This is a genomic window from Labrys sp. WJW (assembly GCF_001676615.1).
In the GTDB taxonomy this organism is placed as follows: Bacteria; Pseudomonadota; Alphaproteobacteria; order Rhizobiales; family Labraceae; genus Labrys; species Labrys sedimenti.
This window is the reverse complement of the sequence record NZ_LYXZ01000022.1, coordinates 195,342-214,718: the sequence shown is the minus strand read 5'-3', so window position 1 is coordinate 214,718 and position 19,377 is coordinate 195,342. Positions and strand designations below refer to the sequence as shown.

Sequence of the window (19,377 nt, the reverse complement as noted above, 5' to 3'; positions counted from 1 at the left end):
ACATGACGACGACAGCCATCCCGACCGCGGCGCCCCGCGATACCGCCTTCCGCCTGACCACCGTGCTCAGCCGCGTGCTGATCTATGGCGCGCTAATCGCCTGGGCCTTCGTCTGCCTGTTTCCGATCTATTGGACGCTGACCACCTCGATGAAATCGGCGGTCGACGTCACCCAGGGCCATCTCATTCCCTGGCTCGACTTCCAGCCCGACTGGAAGGGCTGGCGCTCGCTCGGCCTGTCGCCCGATACGCTCGGCTCGACCTCGACGGTGCGTTCGGAATTCCTGTCGCGTTTCCTGAACAGCGTGATCACCTCGCTCGGATCCTCGCTGCTCGCCGTGGTGCTCGGCTCCCTCGCCGCCTATGGCCTCAGCCGTTTCCAGTACAAGTTCGGCTGGATGCGCAACCGCGACATCTCCTTCTTCTTCCTGTCGCAGCTGATCCTGCCGCCGGTGGTGCTGGCCCTGCCCTTCCTGGTGCTTTACCGCGAGCTCGCTTTGCTCGACACCCGCATCGGCCTGATCCTGCTCTACACGCTGACCGTGCTGCCGATCGTAATCTGGATCATGCGTGACCAGTTCGACACCATCCCCACCGAGCTCGACGAGGCCGCTTTGGTCGACGGCCTGTCGCTGTGGGGCGCCTTCTGGCACATCATCCTGCCGATCGCCCTGCCCGGCATGGTGGCTGCCTTCATCCTGGCGCTGGTGCTGACCTGGAACGAATATTTCTTCGCCGCCTTGCTGACCTCCTCGGATGCCAAGACCCTGCCGGTGATGGTGGCGAGCCAGACCGGCTCGCAGGGCATCAATTGGTGGTCGATGGCGGCGCTCGCCACCACGGCGATCGCCCCGCTCGCTCTGATCGGCATCTTCCTGGAGCGCTATATCGTCAAGGGCCTGACGGCCGGCTCGGTGAAATGACGGGTAAGCCCGATCGTGGCGTTTGTACCACGGTCGGACTGTCGAAAGGCTTACGTCAAAGTTTCCTCTATCCGACCATCAAAAGTCTCTTGACGTCATCCTCGCCGCAGCGCATACGGGCTGCGGGACATTCCTCCCCAACGAGGAACGCCCATCTGCGAGGATGGAGACATCGCGATGACACTGCAAGTGCCAGCGGCAAAGCCCGCTGTCGTCAACTTTTCGTCCGGCCCCTGCGCCAAGCGCCCCGGATGGACCCCCGAAGCCCTCAAATCCGCCGCCCTCGGCCGTTCGCATCGTGCGAAGCTTGGCAAGACCAAGCTCGAGCAGGCGATCGAACTGACCCGTGACGTGCTCGGCGTGCCGGCGGACTACCGCATCGGTATCGTGCCGGCTTCCGACACGGGTGCCGTCGAGATGGCGCTGTGGTCCCTGCTCGGCGCCCGCGGCGTCGACGTGCTGGCCTGGGAATCCTTCGGTGCCGAATGGGTCACCGACGTCGTCAAGCAACTGAAGCTGGATGATGCCCGCATCTTCAAGGCCGGCTATGGCGACATCGTCGATATCAGCGAAATCGACGCCAGGAATCGCGACATCGTCTTCACCTGGAACGGCACCACCTCCGGCGTGCGCGTACCGAATGCCGACTGGATCCCGGCCGATCGGGAAGGCCTCACCATCTGCGATGCCACCTCGGCCGCCTTCGCCCAGCGTCTCGACTGGGCCAAGCTCGATGTCGTCACCTTCTCCTGGCAGAAGGCCCTCGGCGGCGAAGCAGCCCATGGCATGCTCGTCCTCTCGCCCCGCGCCGTCGCCCGGCTGGAGAGCTATACGCCGGCCTGGCCGCTGCCCAAGATCTTCCGCCTGACGAAGGGCGGCAAGCTGATCGAGGGCATTTTCAAAGGCGAGACCATCAACACGCCCTCGATGCTCTGTGTGGAGGATTATCTCGACGCGCTGAACTGGGCCAAGGCCATGGGCAGCCTCGACGGGCTGATCGCCCGTGCCGACGCCAACCTCGCCGCCATCGAGCGCTTCGTCGAGAAGACGCCCTGGATCGACTTCCTGGCCAAGGACCCGGCTACCCGCTCCAACACCTCGGTCTGCCTGAAGGTGGTGGATGAGCGGGTGGCGGCCCTCCCGCCCGAAGGGCAGGCCGCCTTCGCCAAGGCTCTCTCCTCCGCCATCGAGGCGGAGAAGGCAGGTCTCGACATCGGCTCCTATCGCGACGCGCCTCCGGGCCTGCGCATCTGGTGCGGCGCCACGGTGGAGACCGCCGATGTCGAGGCGCTGATGCCCTGGCTCGACTGGTCGTTCCACAAGGCGATTGCCACGCTCGGCTGAATTCTTCCCTGGGACCGCCGGCATCCTGCCGGCTCTTCGGAAACACGGCGTTTCCGGAATGAGGCCGACAAGAGATCGGCGGCCCCAGCAGCATCATCTTCTGCAAAGAATCCCGTTTCCATAAGCGGGCAGATGCCCGCGCTCCAGGAGAGCTTCCATGACTGCTCCCAAAGTCCTGATTTCCGACGCCCTGTCCCCCGCCGCCGTCCAGATCTTCAAGGATCGCGGCATCGAGGTCGATTTCCAGCCCGCCCTCGGCAAGGACAAGGACAAGCTCGCCGAGATCATCGGCAATTATGACGGCCTCGCCATCCGCTCGGCCACCAAGGTCACCTCTGCCATCCTCGCCAAGGCCACCAATCTCAAGGTGATCGGCCGCGCAGGCATCGGCGTCGACAATGTCGACATCCCGGCCGCCACCGCCCGCGGCGTGATCGTGATGAACACGCCCTTCGGCAACTCCATCACCACCGCCGAGCACGCCATCGCCATGATGTTCGCGCTGGCCCGCGAGATCCCCGCCGCCGACGCCTCCACCCAGGCCGGCAAATGGGAGAAGAACCGCTTCATGGGCGTCGAGATCACCGGCAAGGTGCTCGGCATCATCGGTTGCGGCAATATCGGCTCGATCGTCGCCGACCGCGCGGTGGGCCTGAAGATGCGCGTCATCGCCTTCGACCCGTTCCTCAGCGCCGAACGCGCGCTGGAACTGGGCGTGGAGAAGGTCGAACTCGACGACCTGCTCGCCCGGGCCGAGATCATCACCCTGCACACGCCGATGACACCGCAGACCCGCAACATCCTGTCGCGCGAGGCCCTGGCCAAGACGCGCCCCGGCGTGCGCATCATCAACTGCGCCCGCGGCGGCCTGGTCGACGAGGAGGCTCTCGCCGAGCTCCTGAAATCCGGCCATGTCGCCGGCGCCGCCCTCGATGTCTTCGTCGAGGAGCCGGCTACGGCGAACCCGCTTTTCGGCCTGCCCAATGTCGTCTGCACGCCGCATCTGGGTGCTTCGACGACCGAAGCCCAGGAGAACGTCGCCCTGCAGGTCGCCGAGCAGATGTCGGACTACCTCCTGCGCGGCGCCATCTCCAACGCCGTCAACTTCCCCTCGATCACCGCGGAAGAGGCCCCGCGCCTCAAGCCCTATATCTCGCTCGCCGAAAAGCTCGGCTCCTTTGCCGGTCAGCTCACCGAGACCGACATCAAGACCATCCGCATCGTCTATGAGGGCGATGTCGCCCACATGAAGATCAAGGCGCTGACGTCAGCTGCGGTGGCGGGCCTGCTGCGTCCGGCTTTGGCCGACATCAACATCGTGGCCGCGCCGAGCGTGGCGCGCGAACGCGGCATCGTCATCGAGGAAACCACGCGCGAAAAGACGGGCGACCATGACAGCCTGATCACGCTCGAGGTCGAGACCGAGAACCTGACCCGGGCCGTCGCCGGCACCATCATCGCCGGCACCAAGCCGCGCATCGTGCAGATCAAGGGCATCAATGTGGAGGCGGACCTGCTGCCGCGCATGCTCTACATCACCAACCACGACCGCCCCGGCTTCATCGGCCGCATCGGCACGCTGCTCGGCGAGAACGGCATCAACATCGCCCATATGCAGTTCGGGCGAGATTTCGAGGGCGGCAATGCCATTGCCCTGGTCGGTATCGACCAGGTGGTGGGTGAGACCCTGCTCAAGGAGATCAACACCATTCCGAACGTGGTGCAGGTGAAGGCGCTGACGTTCTGATAGAGCGACAGCCATTGGCAACGCGCCGGTGTCCATTCTGATTGAGGGGACACCGGCAAGGAAGGGTGCAATATGGCCAGCGTAACACTATGGCGCCCTGTCGGTCCGGAGGAACTGGCACTGATCCGCGTAAGCGGGATGAAGGCGTTTCCTCCGCGCCTTCCCGACCAGCCGATATTCTACCCCGTCACGACGCACGCCTATGCCGTGAAGATCGCCCGGGACTGGAACGTACCGGCCAGTGGCTCCGGTTTCGTGACTCGCTTTGAAGTCGAGCAGGCCTTCCTTAAGCGCTATGCGGTCCAAGAGGCCGGCGGCAGGGATCATCAGGAATACTGGATCCCGGCGGACGATCTTCCCGCCTTCAATGCCGCCATCATCGGCGAGATCGAGATCGTCGACTCCTTTCCCTGAGCGAGGCCCTGCTCCGCCCGATCTATGCCGAGAAAATCTTCCAGGGGCGCATACCAAACGCTTCATTTTGCCGCTCTGCCCCCCATCTTGTACGGATCGTTACTCTTCGCTCTTCCCCGCCGGCCCGCAGGCTGCTAAACCCGGTCGCGGCAAAATGTGATCACAGGTGAGCAATGCGTCTCCTCGTCGTCGAAGGCAATGTCCGTGCAGCGCGTGAACGTCATCGCGCGACCTACGGCCTCACGCCGTCGGAATCCTATGCGGCGGTGCTGAAGAGCCTGGCGCCGGACGCGATCTGCGACATCGCCCTGCCCGCCGACGAGGGTGCCAACCTGCCGGATGCTGCCGGCCTCGAGAGCTATGACGGTGTCGTCATCACCGGCTCCGGCCTCAACATCTGGAAGGCCGAGCCTGAATCGATGCGCCAGGTCGAGCTGGCCCGCGAGGTCTATAAATCGGGCACGCCCTTCTTCGGCTCCTGCTGGGGCCTGCAGGTGGCGACCGTCGCCGCTGGCGGCTCGGTGCGATCCAATCCTAGGGGCCGCGAAGTCGGCATCGCGCGCGACATCACGCTGACGGCCGAGGGGCGCGAGCATCCGCTCTATACCGGCAAGGCGCCCATCTTCACCAGCCCGTGCGTGCATGGCGACGAGGTCGAGGCGCTGCCGGAAGGTGCCATCGTGCTCGCCAGCAACACGGTGAGCGACGTACAGGCCGTCGACATCAGCCATGATGGCGGTCGCTTCTGGGGTATCCAGTACCATCCCGAATTCTCGCTCAACGAGCTGACGGTGATCATGCGGCGCTACAAGCCCACCTTGCTCGCCGAGAGCTTCTTCCGCGACGAAAAGGCTGTCGATGGCTGGATCGCCGACCTGGAGGCACTGGTCGCCGACAAGCGCCGCACCGACATCTCCTGGCGCTACGGCATCGGCCCCGACATCCTCGACGCCCGCCGCCGGCTGCGGGAGATCGAGAACTTCATCGAATTGCGCGTGAAGCCGGTGATCTCCGAACGCGGCCGCGGCTGAGACAGACATTACCGCGTCAGCGGTGCTGACGCTCAGAGCGCAAGCCAGCCTTGGTGTGCCGATCTCCAGATCGGCATTCTCGAACGCGTAGCGTCTCGCTGAAGGAATACCGATCTGGAGATCGGCACACCGTGCTTCCGGGGCTTCACCTTAAAGGTACCGCCCTGTTTCCTCCGATACAGCTCAAGGTTGCCGTCGCCATGCCGCCGCAATCCTGTCCTCCGATGGCGGTCCCGCAACGGAGATCCACCATGTCCCCCGTCCCCCGCCTCGCTCTTACCGCCTTTCTGCTACTCGGCACCGCGCCGGTCTTTGCAGGAGATCTGGGGGTGCAGTCGAAAATCGACGCCGTTTCTGTCTATCCCGACGGCGCCACGGTCACGCGCGTGATCGAGTTCGACATACCGGCGGGCGAGAGCGTGCTGGTCGCCAAGGATTTGCCCTCAGGTCTCGACGCCGCCTCGATCCGGGTCGACATGCGCGAGTCCGCTGGTGTCTCCCTGGCGGGAACCGACATCGCCAATGCCCTGAGCGACGGCCCCGTGCCGGATGCCGCTGCCAGCAAGAGCCTGCAGGATCTCAAGGACCAGCGCGAGGGCCTGGCCGGGGTCGGCAAGGCCCTGCTCGCCAAGCGCGGCCTGATCGAGCGCTTCGCCAACGGCGCCACCTTCAACGCTGCCAAGGAGGGCAGCAACGTCGCTGCCCTGCGCGGCGCCTGGAACGCCGTCGGCGACGACATGATCGAAGTCAACGAAGCCCTGCGCCAGAACGCGCTCAAGATCCGCGATCTCGACGAGGACATCGCCAGGCTGCAGAGCCAGCGTGACGGCCGCCCCGAAGGCCAGAAGCGCACGCAGTTGCGCCTCTCGGTCAATGCCGAGCAGGCCATCAAAGGCCGCATCGCGATTTCCTATCTGATCGGCAATGCGGGCTGGACGCCGCTCTATGACGCGCGGCTCGACAGCGAGAAGGGTGAACTCGAACTCGTCAGGCGAGCCAAGGTTACCCAGGCGACCGGCGAGGACTGGAGCGACGTCGCGCTCACCATCTCGACCGCCCGCGCCACCACGGGCGCCGCGCCTCCCAGGCTTGCCAGCTATGTCCTCAATTTCCAGCCCGACTATGACGTGCTGCCGGCCGATGCCCTGGCGCGCAGCCGCGCCGAAGAGAACGAAGCGCGCCAGGCCCCGCAGGCTACCCAGGCGGCACCGGCCAAGCCGCGTCCCGGGCGTGAGGTCGAGGCCCAACTGAACACCGCCGGCTACCAGAGCGTGTGGGCCCTTCCGGCCCGCGCCAGCGTGCCCTCGGGACCGGGCTCCAAGGCGCTCCGCCTCGCCTCCGCCACGCTCACGCCGGACATCGTGGCACGCGCCGTGCCATCCCTGCAGCAGACCGCCTTTCTCGAAGCCAGCTTCAGCAATGGCGAGGACACCCCGCTCTTCCCGGGTTCAGTCTCGATCTATCGCGACGGCCTTTATGCCGGCCAGACCGCCATGCCACTCGCCACCAAGGGAGAACCCGTGCGCCTCGGCTTCGGCGCCGATGATCGCATCAAGGTGGAACGGGCCGTGACGCGCAAGGTGGAAAGCAACACCGGCATCGCCCGCCCCACCACCAGCGAAAGGCGCGACTACAAGATCAGCCTGCGCAATGGCCGCGCCACCGCCATCAAGCTATCGATCGAGGAAGCCCTGCCGGTCGCAGAGAACAAGGACATCAAGGTGGAACCCTCCGCCCAGATGACCCCGCCGACCCAGCGCGATGCCGACAACCGCCGCGGCGTGCTGGTCTGGACGGTGGATCTCGCCCCCGGCGCCGCCAAGGACATCAATTTCGGCTACAAGGTCACCTGGCCGGGCGCCGAGACGATCAATCTGGATTGAGGCTTTTCAGAATGTATCGCGACTGCCTTCTCCCCTTGCGGGAGAAGGATGCGATACCCCCCTCACGCCGTCTCGACCAGCAGCGCCTCCAGGGTCTGGCCGGCGGACGTCGCCTGGATTGAGGCGACATAGCCGGCATAGAGCTTGGCGAATTCCAGATGCTCGGCGAGGCCGAGCTTGGCGAAGGGGCTGGTGCGCAGGAGGTCGAGCGGGTTGCCGCCGCGGACGAGCTCCCAGTCTTGCTCGCTGAGGCGCGGCTCGACGACATCGAAAGCCTCGCCCCTGTCGTCCTTGCCATTGAGATAGGCCCCGAAACAGGCAAGGAAGAAGGCCTCGCGCCGGAGGTCGCCGCCATCGGCCAGCAGCATTTCCAGGGTCCTGGAGTGGAAGACCGGGATCTTGGCCGTGGTGTCGAAGGCGATGCGCAGCAGTTGATCATTGATCGCCGGGTTGGAGAAGCGCTCGAGCACCGCGTTCTTGTACGCCTCCAGCGAGACGCCCTTCGGCCCCTCGATGCGGGGAATCGCATCGCGATCGAGGAAGGTTTCCAGGAGCCGATACAGGCGGGTGTCACCGAGCGCCTCATGCACGATGCGGTAACCCAGGAGGATGCCGGGCATGGCCAGCAGGATGTGTGAGGCGTTGAGCATGCGCCCCTTCATGAACTCGAAGGCCGGCACATCGTCGCGCATTTCGACCCCGACCTCTTCGAAGGGCGGGCGCCCGGCCCGGAAATCGTCTTCCAGCACCCATTGGCTGAAAGTTTCCCCCAGAGCGGGCACGGCATCGTCGATGTCGCTGCGCTTGTTGAGGCGCTCCTTTACCTCGGGCGGAATCTGCGGCGCGATGCGGTCGACCATCGAATTGGGGAAATCGACCTCGGCTTCGATCCAGGCCGCGAGCCCGGCATCGCGAGCGCGGGCAAAGGAGACGATGGCCTTGCGCGCCGTACCGCCATTGTGGCGGAGATTGTCGCAAGACATCACCGTGAACGGTTTCGTCCCCTGTTCGCGCCGGCGCCGCAGGGCCTCGACGATATAGCCGAAGGCCGTGCGCGGCGGACCGCCGGCCAGGTCGAGCGCCACCTCCGGCGTATCGAGCTTGAACACGCCGGTGGTCTCGTCGAGGTTGTAGCCGCCCTCGGTGATCGTCAGCGAGACGATGCGGGTATCGGCATGGCTGAGGCGGGCCAGCACGGCTTCGGGATCGTCGGGCGCATGGAGATAGTCCACCATGGCACCGATCACGCGAGTGGCCGCCGCGCCGTCGGGCGCATATTCGGTGACGGTGTAGAGGCAATCCTGGGCACGATAGGCCTCAGCCTTGGCCCGGGTGGCGGGGACGTCGATCAGTTCGACACCGCAGATGCCCCAGCCTTCATTGCCGGGCTTGTGCAGGCAGCGATCGACATAGACGGCCTGATGAACGCGATGGAAATTGCCGAGGCCGAAATGCACGATGCCCGGACGCACGGCGGAACGATCATACCCGGGAACGGCGATGGCAGCGCCGAGGCTTCCGAGGGTCTTCGAGGAAAGCTTCTTCAAGATCGTCTCCATGATGGCGGCGGCAGCCGCGATCCGGCGCCGTCTGTCGCAAAAGCGTCTTGCGATCCGATGCATCATCAGGAATCGCAAAGGCGCGTCAAAACAAAGAGTTAGAGCAACGAAGCGTTTACGGTTAAACGCGCTTTGCTCTAGCTCGAGCCGGCAAGACGGGCCTGCCCGAGCCTCCATGCTTCGGTGATGGATGCCGGACCGGGAACGGGGCTGCCCCTCCTGTTCTCGTCCAGCTGAAAGCGGCGACGCCCGACCGCAATCCGAAGGCGTGCCTGCAACAACCTATACTTGCCCCTCCTTCCGGCATTTTGGCAAGGACTTGTTGCAGGTGGTCATTTTTCAGCTCGAAAATTCATTTGCACACTAACGAATTTTGCCTAAAATCAGGGCGTCCACCGTGGATCGGTTCTAATTCACGCAATTCCTTGTTTATTTATTTGATTGCCAGATTATTTGCGGATATCTCCTCGGTGAGAATGAGTGACGACCTGGACAGAGTTTCCTGGCGAGGCCCATGGACGAGCCTCGCCAGGACACTCTGGAAAGTTTGATATCCTGCAGGTTCCTCCTGATCGGGCCGCGGTCCGATCAGGAGGAACCTGCCTAGTGGCAAGGCGGCCAGCATGAGCAATTTCAACGAGGAACGGGTTCTGAGCGTCCATCATTGGACCGACAGGCTGTTCAGTTTCACCACCACGCGCGATCCGGGCTTCCGCTTCGAGAACGGCCAGTTCACCATGATCGGCCTGCCGGTCAATGGCCGTCCCCTGCTGCGCGCCTACAGCCTCGTCAGCGCCAACCACGAAGAAACGCTCGAATTCTTCTCCATCAAGGTTCAGGACGGGCCGTTGACCTCGCGGCTGCAGCATCTGAAGGAAGGCGATGCCATCATCGTCGGCCGCAAGGCCACCGGCACGCTGCTGCTCGACAACCTCAAGCCCGGCCGCAACCTCTACCTGGTCGGCACCGGCACCGGGCTTGCTCCCTTCCTCAGCCTGATCAAGGATCCGGAGACCTATGCCCGCTTCGAGAAGATCGTGCTGATCCATGGCTGCCGCCAGGTCCAGGAACTGGCCTATGGTGAGCGCATCACCCATGAGCTTCCCGCCCATGAGTTCCTGGGCGAGGCCGTGCGCGAGCAGCTCATCTATTATCCGACCGTGACGCGCGAGGCGTTCCGCAACACCGGCCGCATCACCGACCTGATCAAGTCCGAAAAGCTGTTCGAGGATATCGGCCTGCCGCCGCTCGACGTCGAGCAAGACCGTGTGATGATCTGCGGCAGCCCCGAAATGCTGCGCGACCTCAAGGGCCTTCTGGAAGAACGTGGGGCCGTCGAGGGCAATCATGGCGAGCCGGGCGATTTCGTGATCGAAAAGGCCTTCGTGGACAAGTAGGCTCGGCGTCCACGCCTCGATTCGCCGCCAGGCAGATTCCTCCCGATCGAACCACAGGCTCGATCGGGAGGAATCTGCAGAATTTCAAACGCTTGCAGAATTTCTCGATATCGCCCATTCGTGGGCAATATCGAGAAATTCTGCTTGGAATGCCATGACCGATTACAGACTGGACGATCAGATTGGCTTCATTCTGAGGCAAGTCTACCAGCGGCATGCCGTCCTGTTCTCCGACGGCCTCGGCGAGGACCTGACTCCGATGCAATGGGCAGTGCTGGCCAAGCTTGCCGAGCTCGGCACCTCCTCCCAAAATCTCCTGGGTCGGCTCACGGCCATGGACGTCGCCACCGTCAAGGGCGTAGTCGAGCGGCTGTCCCGCCGCGGCCTGATCGAGACCAGGCCCGATGCCGAGGATCGCCGCCGCCTCGTCCTCTCCCTGTCCGCTTCGGGCGAGGCTCTCTACGCACAATTGGTGGCCAAGGCCTCCGCCGTCACCGATCTTACGCTGGCGCCGCTCAGCGATGCCGAGCGCGGCACGCTACGCGGGCTGCTGGACAAGCTGCGCTAACCCCCATCTCCAATGCCAGAAGCGTTCCCATCGAGGCCTGTCCCGAACGTTACGGGACTAAAATCGTACCTTTGCTCGATGCCGACGCTTGCGCCGCTACCCGATGAATGCATTCTAGGTTATAAATCTGGGCGTTCGCAACCAGCTTGGGCAAATACTCGGAGGGATGGGACATTATGAGCGACCTCGGAGACCTGCAGAGCCGCAAGCTCGATCTCGCTACCCGCGCGGCCTGGCTCTACTATATCGACGGAGCGACCCAGGACGAGATCGCCGCCCAATTCGATATTTCGCGCCAGAGCGTGCAGCGCCTGGTCGCGCTGGCCGTCTCGGAACGCGTGATCGAGTTTCGCATCCAGAGCCCCGTCGCCGAATGCACTGCCCTGGCCAAGCAGTTGCGCGAACGCTACGGCCTGACCATCTGCGAGGTGGTGCCAAACGGCCTGCACGACCCCTTGGCGGCGGTCGGGCTGGCCGCCGCGCAGATCCTGGAAACCCAGTTCGGCCAGCGCGGTTCGGGCGTATTCGGCTTTTCGACCGGACGTACCTTGCTGCGTATGGTCCGCGAGATCTCGGCCAAGCCACGCCCCGACCTCAAGATGGTCTCGATCGTCGGCAATGCCGCGCGCGACGGCTGCGTCAGCCCCTTCGAGATTGCCATGCGCCTGGCCGACAAGCTCGACGCCAAATGTTACCCGCTGCAGATGCCGGTGCTTGCCGACACCATCGAGCATTGCCAGGCCCTGAGAAGCCAGCCGGTGCACACTTTGCTGCAGGATCTGGTGGAGACGGCGCGGGCCGTCTATGTCGGCGTCAGCGACGTCAGCTACGGTTCTCCGATCCACCAGGACGGCTTCGTGCTGGAATCGGAAATGCACTATCTGATCGAGAACGGCGCCATCGGCGAGATCGCCGCCTGGCCCTTCGACCGTAACGGCCGCATCCTGCAGAACGATTATACCGAGCGCCTGCCCGGCTTCCGTCCCGACCGGCTGGCACGCCTCGTGCCGGTGGTCGGCGTCGCCGCCGGCCAGCGCAAGATCGCACCCATCCGCGCCGCCCTGAAGGGCGACCTGCTTTCCGGCCTGATCACCGACGAACAGACCGCCACAGCTCTGCTCGAACAGACCTAGAGCAAAAATGCGTTCAGGTGTGAACGCTTGCTTGCTCTAGCTCTTTGGTTCGACGCGTCTTTGCGATTCTAGGCGATTCCCTGGGATCGCAAAACGCTTCGCCCCTGCCCAAAACCGAAAATCGACCGACGCGCGGTTCTTTTCCGCGCGCACTGGCACCTGCCTGCCTCTCAGGCGCAATCCCGGCGCATGAGACAACTTGACATTAAGCCGCACCGCTGAGAATATGCTCTTGTATTGGGCGTCTGCCCACGCCCACAAGCCGTGACAAGCGGTGCGCATTTTTAACGGGAGGTTCTGGTGCAAACGGCAAAATCACTGATTTCGCTTGCAGGCGCGCTTGCCTGCGGCGTTTCTCTCGCCTGGTCCTCGATGGCCGGCGCTGCCGAGACGCTGACGATCGCCACGGTGAACAATGGCGACATGGTCCGGATGCAGAAGCTTTCGGAGGATTTCACCAAGGCCAATCCGGACATCACGCTGAACTGGGTCACCCTCGAGGAGAATGCCCTGCGCGAGAAGGTGACGACCGACATCGCCACCAAGGCCGGCCAGTTCGACATCCTCACCATCGGTACCTATGAAGTGCCGATCTGGGCCAAGAAAGGTTGGTTGGTTGCGCTCGACAAGCTCGGCGACAACTATGACGCCAATGATCTGATCAAGCCGATCCGCGACGGTCTGACCTATGAAGGCAAGCTCTACGCCGCTCCGTTCTACGGCGAGTCCTCGATGATCATGTATCGCAAGGACCTGTTCGAGAAGGCCGGGCTGAAGATGCCCGACAGTCCGACCTGGGACTTCGTGGCCGACGCCGCCAAGAAGCTGAAGACCGCCGACACCTACGGCATCTGCCTGCGCGGCAAGGCCGGCTGGGGTGAGAACATGGCCTTCCTCACCGCCATGTCGAACTCCTTCGGTGCTCGCTGGTTCGACGAAAGCTGGAAGCCCCAGTTCGACCAGCCCGAATGGAAGGCGACCCTCACCTTCTATGTGAACCTGCTCAAGGAAGCCGGCCCGCCGGACGCTTCCTCCAACGGCTTCAACGAGAACCTCACCCTGTTCAACCAGGGCAAATGCGCGATGTGGATCGACGCCACGGTGGCCGCCGGCTTCGTGACCGATCCCAAGCAATCGACCGTGTCCGACAAGGTCGGCTTCGCCCTCGCCCCGAATACGGGCCTGGGTAAGAACGCCAATTGGCTGTGGGCCTGGTCGCTCGCCGTCCCCGCCGGCTCGCAGAAGGTGGAAGCCGCCGAGAAGTTCATCGCCTGGGCGACCAGCAAGGACTACTCGGCCTTGGTGGCCAAGACCGAAGGCAACTGGGCTGCGGCACCTCCCGGAACCCGCGCCTCGCTCTACAACAATCCCGACTACCAGAAGGCTGCCCCCTTCGCCAAGCTGACGCTGGATTCGATCATGTCGGCCGATCCGACCCATCCCACCGTCAAGCCGGTGCCCTATGTCGGCGTGCAGTTCGTGGCCATTCCCGAGTTCCAGGGCATGGGCACCTCGGTGGGCCAGCAGTTCTCCTCGGCGCTGGCCGGTTCTGCCTCGATCGATGACGCCCTTGCGGCATCGCAGAAGCTGGTGACCCGGACCATGACCAAGGCCGGCTACATCAAATGACCCCTTCCTCCCGGGACGGGGCTCATCGCCCCTCCTGAAACTTGGCTGTCCCGGCCCTTCATCACCGGGACAGCCCCCTTTCAAAGACTTGAACGAAAGCGTTTTGCGCTTCGTGGAGATCGCCGGGACCGTGCGGGATCACCAGGAATGCCAGGACGCATCAAAGCAAAGAACCAGATCAAATAGGCGTTCGAGCCTGAACGCGCTTTGCTCGGGAACATTCAAGATTTGGTCTGTGGGGAGGACCTCAAGATGGCAACGCAGCAGACGCGTGTGCTCGCCAGGGTGGCCGTCGCGCCCTCGGTCATCATGCTCTTCATCTGGATGATCGTTCCGCTCGTCCTGACGATCTATTATTCTCTGAACAACTATACGCTCGACGATCCGACGAATTTCTACTGGAACAGCTTCGGGAACTACACTTACTTCCTGACGGACCCCACCTTCTTCAAATCGCTGGGCGTCTCGCTGCTGATCGTCGGCTCCGTGCTTGCCATCACCATCGTCGGCGGCATCCTGATCGCCCTCCTGATGGATCAGCCCTTCGCCGGCCAGGGCATCGTGCGCCTGATGGTGCTGGCGCCGTTCTTCGTGATGCCGACGGTGGCCGCGCTGATCTGGAAGAACCTGTTCATGAATGCCGACGGCGGCATGCTGACCTGGGTGTCGCAGGTGCTCCACCTGCCTGTCGTCATCTGGTTCACCAACTGGCCGCTCCTGTCGATCATCATCATCGTGGCCTGGCAGTGGTTGCCCTTCGCCACCCTGATCCTGCTCACCGCCATCCAGTCGCTGGACGAGGAGCAGAAGGAAGCCTCACAGCTCGACGGCGCCAAGCCGCTTTCCTACTTCTTCTACATCGTGCTGCCGCATCTCTCGCGCGCGATCACGGTGGTGATCCTGATCGAGACCATCTTTCTCCTCAACATCTTCGCCGAGATCAAGGTCACGACCAATGGCAGCCTGAACACGGCCAACCTGCCCTTCCTGGTCTATCTCACCGAAGCGGGCGACCACGATATCGGAGCGGCCTCGGCCGGCGCATTGGTCGCCGTGGTCCTGGCCAATATCGTCGCCTTCTTCCTCGTCCGCATGATCGGCAAGAATCTGGAGGCCTGAGCCATGGCACGCGCAGTTTCCACCCGGCGCAAGGTCGTCGTGACAACCGCCGCCTGGATCGTCGGCTTCCTGATCTTCTTCCCGATCCTGTGGATGGTGATCACCAGCTTCAAGACGGAAGGCGAGGCCGGCATCCTGCCGCCCAAATTCCTGTTCTTCAGCTGGACGCTGGAGAATTACCAAAACATCTTCACCCAATCGAACTATGGCAGGGCCGCGCTCAACTCGATCTTCCTGTCGGTCGGCTCCACCCTGCTCGGCCTGATCTTCGCGGTCCCGGCCGCCTGGGCCATGGCCTTCGCACCCGGCAAACGCACCAAGGATCTCTTGATGTGGATGCTCTCCACCAAGATGATGCCGGCCGTCGGCGCCCTGATGCCGCTCTTCCTGCTCTTCAACCGCTGGGGCCTGCTCGACAGCCGCTGGGCAGTCATGGTCGTCCTGTTCCTGATCAACCTGCCGATCGTGGTGTGGATGCTCTATACCTATTTCAAGGAGATTCCCGGCGAGATCCTGGAAGCGGCACGCATGGACGGCGCCTCGCTCTGGCGCGAAATCGTCTATGTGCTGACGCCGATGGCCGTCCCCGGCATCGCCTCCACGCTCTTGCTCAACACCATCCTGGCCTGGAACGAGGCGTTCTGGACCCTGAACCTGACCACTTTCGACGCCGCGCCGCTGCCGCAGTTCATCGCGGGCTACTCGGCCAAGATGGGGCTGTTCTGGGCCACGCTGTCGGCCGCCTCGACCCTCGCCATCCTGCCGATCGTGGTGCTCGGCTGGTTCTCGCAAAAACAACTCGTCCGCGGCCTCACCTTCGGCGCCGTGAAATGACGAACAACAACATGTCAGAATGGGGAGCTGCATAAATGGGCCGCTTCAATCTTCGCAATGTGCGCAAGGCCTTCGGTGAAGTCGTGATCATTCCCGATCTCGACCTCGACATCGAGGATGGCGAGTTCGTGGTCTTCGTCGGTCCGTCCGGCTGCGGCAAGTCCACTTTGCTGCGGCTGATCGCCGGCCTGGAGGACACCACCTCGGGCGAGATCAAGATCGACGGCGTCGACATGGCGCAGGCCCCGCCCTCCAAGCGGGGGCTGGCCATGGTGTTCCAGTCCTACGCGCTCTACCCGCATATGAGCGTGCGCAACAACATCGCCTTCGCCCTGAAGATGGCGGGCGAGAGCAAGGACATCATCGACCAAAAGGTCGCCAAGGCCGCCGCCTCGCTCAACCTCACCAATTATCTCGACCGCAAGCCGCGCCAGCTCTCCGGCGGCCAGCGCCAGCGCGTCGCCATCGGCCGCGCCATCGTGCGTTCGCCCAAGGCCTTCTTGTTCGACGAGCCCTTGTCGAACCTCGACGCGGCGCTGCGCGTCAACATGCGCATCGAGATCTCGCAGCTCCACAAGGACCTGAAGACCACGATGATCTACGTCACCCACGACCAGGTCGAGGCCATGACCATGGCCGACAAGATCGTGGTGCTCAATGCCGGCAATGTCGAGCAGGTCGGTTCGCCGCTCCAGCTCTACAACAAGCCGAGGAACCTATTCGTCGCCGGCTTCATCGGCTCGCCCAAGATGAACTTCCTCAAGGATGGCGCAGCGGCCAACTACAACGCCACCACCATCGGCATCCGCCCCGAGCATCTCAACCTGTCCCCGACCGAGGGGCAATGGAAAGGCAAGATCTCGATTTCCGAACATCTGGGCTCGGATACCTTCTTCTATATCGACCTGGACGAGGGCACCCGCGTCACTGCGCGGGCACCCGGCGAGTTCGGCCTTACCACCGGCGATACCATCTATCTCACGCCCCAGCCGGACCGCCTGCATCGCTTCGACGACAAGGGCCTGTCCCTGGCCTGATTTTCGGGCGCGTTGGCTCCGAAACTGGCCGAATGATCGCGGGCACCTCGACCTTTGTCATCACCGGGTTCGTCCCGGGCATCCAGGCGCCGCGATCTCGACGAATTGCGGTATCTGGATGCCCGGGACAAGTCCGGTGATGACATGGAACTGAGCTCCTCAGCGCCTTGATGCGCATCCGGGCAACCTCCACGCCCGCCGCCCAAATGGTAAAGCCAATGCAGGATTGGCTTCGTCGAATCAGCATGCGACATTAGATTGACTGCAGCTGCACGAGCATTTGTTCCGTTTGCAAAATCGATGCAGCAAACGGGAGCGACGCATGGAAAGGATCCGCGATGTATAAAAAGAAACTCGATCTCACTGGCCGGCATGCCCTCGTCACGGGCGGCGGGCGTGGCATAGGCCTGGCCTGCGCCGAAGCCTTGGCCGAGTTCGGGGCCGAAGTGGTCATCGCCGATTTCGACATGAAGGTCGCGGCGGAGGGGCAGGCCGCCCTTGCAGCCAAGGGTTACAAGGTCGAGACGGTGAAGATGGACGTCACCAATTCGGCGGAAGTGACTGCCGTGGCCGACGACCTGGCCGCCAAGGGGCGCGCTATCGAGATCCTGGTCAACAATGCCGGCATCGCCCGCTCGATGACCCCCGCCGAGGACGTCGCCGACGAGCATTGGCTCAACGTGCTCGACGTCAATCTGAACGGCGTATTCTGGTGCTGCCGCGCCTTCGGCAAGCACATGCTGGCGGCCAAGAAAGGCTCGATCATCAATATCGGCTCGATGTCCGGCATCATCGTCAACAAGCCGCAGGAACAGTCCTACTACAACGCCTCCAAGGCCGGCGTGCATCACCTCACCAAATCGCTGGCGGCGGAATGGGGCCTGCGCGGCGTACGCGTCAACTCGGTCGCTCCCACCTATATCAACACGCCGCTGACCGCCTATGCCGCGACCGACCCGGCCAATGCGGAGATGTTCAAGACCTGGCTGGAGATGACGCCGCAGGGGCGGATGGGCGAGCCGGAGGAAATCGCCTCCGCCGTGCAGTTCCTGGCGTCCGATGCCGCCAGCCTGATGACCGGCTCGATCGTCACCGTCGATGGCGGCTACACCTGCTGGTAAAAAGACAAGAAAAAGGGAGGGGCGAAATCCCCTCCCTCATATCGTCGCGACCTCATATCGAGCTTCGAAAAGATCGATCGATCCGTCATTGCGAGCGCAGCGAAGCAATCCAGTCTTCATCCGGCCTCAAACGAATATCTCCTGGATTGCCGCGTCGCTCCGCTCCTCGCAATGACGCGACTTTGCAGGAACAAATAATTCCAATCGCGCCTCACGACGCCGCGCGGTTGTAGATGTCCTCGATGCGGATGATGTCGTCCTCGCCGAGATAAGAGCCGGTCTGCACCTCGATCAGTTCGAGCTCGATCTTGCCGGGGTTCTCCAGCCGGTGGGTGGAGCCGATCGGGATATAGATCGACTCGTTCTCATGCAGCGTCTTGATCTGGCCGTTGATGCTGACATTGGCGACACCGCGCACCACGATCCAATGCTCGGAGCGATGGTGATGCTTCTGCAGCGAGAGCTGGCCGCCGGGCTTGACCACGATACGCTTGACCTGGTGCCGTGCACCGAGATCGAGCGACTTGTAGTGCCCCCAGGGGCGGTAGGACTGCAGGTGATCCTGGGTCAGGCCATTGTGGCTCTGCTTGAGCTTCTCGACCAGCGCCTTGATACCGGCGGCATCGTCGCGGCGGGCCACCAGCACCGCATCGCCCGTGGTGATCACGGCGAGGTCGTCCAGGCCGACCACGCAGACGAGCTGGCGTTCCGAGGACACCAGATTGTTGCGGGCGTTGACGAACAGGGCTTCGCCCAGCTTGGCATTGCCGGCCTCGTCCTGCGGCGAGAGCTCGCGCACCGCGCCCCAGGAGCCGACATCCGACCAGTCGAAGCTCGCCGGGACCACGGCGGCGGCCTGGGTCTTTTCCATCACGGCATAGTCGACCGAGCGCTTGCCGCAGCGTCCGAAAGCCTCGGCGTCGAGACGCACGAAGCCGAGATCAACCGTGGCCTTGGCTACCGCCTCGTTCACTGCTTCCACCGTATCGGGCTCGCAGCGGGCATATTCGGAGAGGAAGAAGCCGGCCTCGAACAGGAAATTGCCGGAGTTCCACAGATAGCCTTCGCGCACATAGCGCGTGGCGGTCTCGGCATCGGGCTTCTCGACGAAGCGGCGCACCTTCAGGACGCCGTCGACCAGGGGCTCACCGGCCTCGATATAGCCATAGCCGGTGGCCGGCTGGTTGGGCACCACGCCGAAGGTCACGATGTGCTTCTTGGCGGCGCCGCGCCGTGCCGCCACGCAGGCAGCGCGGAAGCCTTCGATGTCCCGCACGCGGTGGTCGGCGGCAAGGGTCAGGACCGGCGTCTTGGCGCCGTCACGCGCAGCGATGAAGGCCGCACCGGCAGCGATGGCCGGCCCGGAATCGCGCGCCTCGGGCTCGAGCACGATATCGGCCTCGACACCGATCGACAGCAATTGGTCGGCCACCAGGAAGCGATGATCCTGGTTGGTGACGATGACCGGCCGGCCGAACAGCTCGGTGCCGCTCACGCGCCGCATCGTTTCCTGGAAGGTGGAGAGATCACCGAATAAAGGCAGGAACTGCTTGGGTCGGCTGGCCCGCGAGGCCGGCCACAACCGCGTTCCGGAGCCGCCGCAAACGATCAGGGGAACGATCTGGGTAGACATCATCC

General features: G+C 63.5%; 16 protein-coding genes. 14 read left to right on the top strand and 2 right to left on the bottom strand.

Annotation, left to right across the window (positions count from 1 at the left end):
* Window positions 1–2: 2 nt before the first annotated feature.
* The 6 genes from BA190_RS16305 to BA190_RS16280 all read left to right on the top strand — a co-directional run bounded on the left by BA190_RS16305 (window position 3) and on the right by BA190_RS16280 (window position 7,342).
* Window positions 3–923, top strand: coding sequence for a carbohydrate ABC transporter permease (locus BA190_RS16305; RefSeq protein ID WP_068289376.1), 921 nt, complete (start codon window positions 3–5; stop codon window positions 921–923).
* 177 nt (window positions 924–1,100) lie between these two features.
* Window positions 1,101–2,267 carry a phosphoserine transaminase gene (locus tag BA190_RS16300; RefSeq protein ID WP_068289373.1) on the top strand — a complete coding sequence of 389 codons (1,167 nt, stop codon included), beginning with the start codon at window positions 1,101–1,103 and terminating at the stop codon, window positions 2,265–2,267.
* Window positions 2,268–2,424: 157 nt separating this feature from the next.
* Window positions 2,425–4,014 carry a phosphoglycerate dehydrogenase gene (gene serA / locus BA190_RS16295; RefSeq protein WP_068289371.1) on the top strand — a complete coding sequence of 530 codons (1,590 nt, stop codon included), beginning with the start codon at window positions 2,425–2,427 and terminating at the stop codon, window positions 4,012–4,014.
* Between the two features lie 72 nt (window positions 4,015–4,086).
* Window positions 4,087–4,428 (top strand): ADP-ribosylation/crystallin J1, encoded by a 342-nt coding sequence (locus BA190_RS16290; protein ID WP_068289368.1) that lies wholly within the window; start codon window positions 4,087–4,089, stop codon window positions 4,426–4,428.
* Window positions 4,429–4,601: 173 nt separating this feature from the next.
* Window positions 4,602–5,459 carry a type 1 glutamine amidotransferase gene (locus tag BA190_RS16285; protein WP_068289366.1) on the top strand — a complete coding sequence of 286 codons (858 nt, stop codon included), beginning with the start codon at window positions 4,602–4,604 and terminating at the stop codon, window positions 5,457–5,459.
* Window positions 5,460–5,710: 251 nt separating this feature from the next.
* Window positions 5,711–7,342 (top strand): mucoidy inhibitor MuiA family protein, encoded by a 1,632-nt coding sequence (locus BA190_RS16280; protein ID WP_068289362.1) that lies wholly within the window; start codon window positions 5,711–5,713, stop codon window positions 7,340–7,342.
* Between the two features lie 62 nt (window positions 7,343–7,404).
* Here the strand turns inward: BA190_RS16280 and BA190_RS16275 are convergent, their stop codons facing one another.
* The gene (locus tag BA190_RS16275) at window positions 7,405–8,889 is read right to left on the bottom strand and encodes a mannitol dehydrogenase family protein (protein WP_202908476.1); all 1,485 of its coding nucleotides are present in this window, start codon (window positions 8,887–8,889) and stop codon (window positions 7,405–7,407) included.
* Window positions 8,890–9,524: 635 nt separating this feature from the next.
* Here BA190_RS16275 and BA190_RS16265 point away from each other — a divergent pair.
* The 8 genes from BA190_RS16265 (at window position 9,525) to BA190_RS16230 (ending at window position 17,739) form a co-directional block, all read left to right on the top strand.
* Entirely contained in the window at window positions 9,525–10,298 is a 774-nt protein-coding gene (locus BA190_RS16265; protein ID WP_068289354.1) for a ferredoxin--NADP reductase, read from the top strand.
* A gap of 154 nt (window positions 10,299–10,452) precedes the next feature.
* The gene (locus BA190_RS16260) at window positions 10,453–10,866 is read left to right on the top strand and encodes a MarR family winged helix-turn-helix transcriptional regulator (RefSeq protein WP_068289351.1); all 414 of its coding nucleotides are present in this window, start codon (window positions 10,453–10,455) and stop codon (window positions 10,864–10,866) included.
* 176 nt (window positions 10,867–11,042) lie between these two features.
* Window positions 11,043–11,999 carry a sugar-binding transcriptional regulator gene (locus BA190_RS16255; RefSeq protein WP_068289348.1) on the top strand — a complete coding sequence of 319 codons (957 nt, stop codon included), beginning with the start codon at window positions 11,043–11,045 and terminating at the stop codon, window positions 11,997–11,999.
* Between the two features lie 372 nt (window positions 12,000–12,371).
* Complete coding sequence (locus tag BA190_RS16250; RefSeq protein ID WP_082979785.1) at window positions 12,372–13,628, top strand: sugar ABC transporter substrate-binding protein; 1,257 nt, start codon at window positions 12,372–12,374, stop codon at window positions 13,626–13,628.
* Between the two features lie 252 nt (window positions 13,629–13,880).
* A complete protein-coding gene (locus tag BA190_RS16245; RefSeq protein ID WP_068289345.1) occupies window positions 13,881–14,747 on the top strand; it encodes a carbohydrate ABC transporter permease in 867 nt (288 codons plus the stop codon).
* Window positions 14,748–14,750: 3 nt separating this feature from the next.
* Window positions 14,751–15,581: a carbohydrate ABC transporter permease gene (locus BA190_RS16240; protein WP_068289343.1), complete on the top strand. Its 831-nt coding sequence runs from the start codon at window positions 14,751–14,753 to the stop codon at window positions 15,579–15,581.
* A gap of 35 nt (window positions 15,582–15,616) precedes the next feature.
* A complete protein-coding gene (locus BA190_RS16235) occupies window positions 15,617–16,618 on the top strand; it encodes an ABC transporter ATP-binding protein (protein ID WP_068289340.1) in 1,002 nt (333 codons plus the stop codon).
* A 338-nt stretch (window positions 16,619–16,956) separates the two neighbouring features.
* Entirely contained in the window at window positions 16,957–17,739 is a 783-nt protein-coding gene (locus BA190_RS16230; protein WP_068289337.1) for an SDR family NAD(P)-dependent oxidoreductase, read from the top strand.
* A 211-nt stretch (window positions 17,740–17,950) separates the two neighbouring features.
* Here BA190_RS16230 and BA190_RS16225 read toward each other — a convergent pair whose 3' ends face one another.
* A complete protein-coding gene (locus BA190_RS16225) occupies window positions 17,951–19,372 on the bottom strand; it encodes a mannose-1-phosphate guanylyltransferase/mannose-6-phosphate isomerase (RefSeq protein ID WP_068289536.1) in 1,422 nt (473 codons plus the stop codon).
* Window positions 19,373–19,377 lie beyond the last annotated feature (5 nt).